Origin of the sequence: Bacillus sp. 205(2023) (assembly GCF_037027485.1) — a bacterium.
In the GTDB taxonomy this organism is placed as follows: Bacteria; Bacillota; Bacilli; order Bacillales; family Bacillaceae; genus Bacillus; species Bacillus halotolerans.
On sequence record NZ_JAXCHF010000043.1, the window covers coordinates 1 to 255 of the forward strand.

The following is a 255-nucleotide window of genomic DNA, read 5'->3' on the forward strand; positions in this document are numbered from 1 at the left end:
GTGACCAAGGATCTGTGTATACATCTTATGAGTATCAGAAAGCTGTTAAAACAAAAGGCATTACCATGAGCATGTCCCGCAAAGGGACGCCCGCTGATAATGCCTCCATCGAATCGTTTCATTCCTCCCTAAAGTCTGAAACGTTCTATCTTAACAGCATTAATCGAACCACGACCGCCATCGTAGAACGCACTGTCAAAGAATACATTTATTATTATAACAACATTCGTATTCAAACGAAACTAAACAGCCAAT

At 40.4% G+C, this 255-nt stretch carries 1 protein-coding gene; it reads left to right on the plus strand.

Features of this window, described 5'->3' with window-relative positions; translation table 11 throughout:
• Positions 1–255, plus strand: a 255-nt coding sequence (locus WA325_RS21320) for an IS3 family transposase (protein WP_336184166.1), incomplete at both ends; no start/stop codon positions are given.